General features: G+C 40.6%; 2 protein-coding genes. Both read right to left on the reverse strand.

All coding sequences use genetic code 11. The features are described from left to right. Nucleotides 1-241: 241 nt before the first annotated feature. Nucleotides 242-841, reverse strand: coding sequence for a hypothetical protein (locus MO867_RS22015; protein ID WP_252473158.1), 600 nt, complete (start codon nt 839-841; stop codon nt 242-244). A gap of 185 nt (nt 842-1,026) precedes the next feature. Beyond that, nucleotides 1,027-1,251 (reverse strand): hypothetical protein, encoded by a 225-nt coding sequence (locus tag MO867_RS22020; protein WP_252473159.1) that lies wholly within the window; start codon nt 1,249-1,251, stop codon nt 1,027-1,029. Nucleotides 1,252-1,452 lie beyond the last annotated feature (201 nt).

The raw sequence follows: 1,452 nt of genomic DNA on the forward strand, positions 1-1,452 counted from the left end.
TAGACAAGATAATTACAGTCACGATTTAAGCTGATTTATATGGGACAGCCCTGGGGTGCCCCCCAGTAACGTGCCAAGAAAAACAGCGGTACCATTTAAACACTCCAGACTACATAGACCACTCAAATCAAGGTGAGCATCTAATCATATCAGGAAATAGATAGAGCTACGAACTAGAGGACAGTTAGAGATCGCGCTAGAGATAAATGAGTCAGACAAATACGGCGAAGCACATCGAAACTCATCTTTCAGATAGAAAAATCACAATCATTAAAGCCGCAAAGGATAAGCTTAATGGTATTCTAAATAGCCAATACAATTGCTCCATCCTTCTCAAAAAAACCGATTTCTTGCCAGCATCATCTTTAAGCAAAAAACTCAAATACCAAACAAACAGGTTAAGCAAGAAAACTACAACCAGTATGAAGCCGGAAGTAATACCAAATAGACCACGTTGCCACCAAATCAAGCTATCCGTCGATAGAAGTGTGAACCATTGACCAAGCAATAGCCCGAACGTAAGACAACCAATTGCATATGTGTTTGACAGTATCTGCCTTGAAACTAAAGTGGGAGTGGAAAACTGGGGAAGCATAACTGCCACCGCGAATGAAAACATGCCGAAGGCTCCGATCGCATTCCAAAGATTTGGGCCAATGCCCTCCCCAATTGCAGCATGATAAAATTCGACTTCTGGATAAAATTTATTTACCCAAAGGACAAACAGAAAAGCTGGCACTGCCCAAGCAAAAAATATGGTAATTGCCTCCTTCAGACTTTCACCTGGGATAAAATCACTCTCTTCAAAATGATGAAATTTTTGAACTACAAAGTCTCTCATATCCCTTCCTTGGGTAACATCCGAATTTGCAAAAACTGATACCCCTCCCCAACTAAACTCAGCACGATACACTACTGCAAGCCACCGAAGGATGAGTACAAGCTCTTAAAGATAAAAGGATATCCTGCCACTCCGATAGTTAACACTCTTCGCAACCAACAGGAAAAGATCTCCCAGTCTTAGCTTTACGGTTTAGATTTAAGCACAAATGTCCAACCGAATTTTAAATTTCCAGCATTCTCATCTGGAAATGAAGCCATAAACTCCCTTTCTTTAACATAATAAACTCCCGATAACATTCCGTCTGCAGTGACCTTCTCTCCAATATTCGGAGGAGTAGTGCCATCAGGAACTCTTACAAAAATTGTTTCGTTCGAAGGTTGTCCTTCCAAAGTAAATGCCCACTCCATAACTGTATCCTTTAACGTTAATAAAGCCAGATCATTTTGAGCTTCAAATGTAACAGTATCTGAAACAACAAAAATGCGAAGTACTTAGCATTTAGTGAGTTGAAGTCTAAATAATTTCGATGTCCCAGAAATCTCCATCCAGCCCCCCCCCAGGGCTGTCCCATATAAATCAGCTTAAATGGTGGCTGTAATTATCTTGTC

It is taken from the genome of Microbulbifer okhotskensis, assembly GCF_023895975.1.
Lineage (GTDB): Bacteria > Pseudomonadota > Gammaproteobacteria > Pseudomonadales > Cellvibrionaceae > Microbulbifer > Microbulbifer okhotskensis.

Bases quoted from the DNA above. Each gene is read 5' to 3' on its own strand.
- MO867_RS22020 (WP_252473159.1), bottom strand. From the start codon at position 1,251: ATGGAGTGGGCATTTACTTTGGAAGGACAACCTTCGAACGAAACAATT.
- MO867_RS22015 (WP_252473158.1), bottom strand. From the start codon at position 841: ATGAGAGACTTTGTAGTTCAAAAATTTCATCATTTTGAAGAGAGTGAT.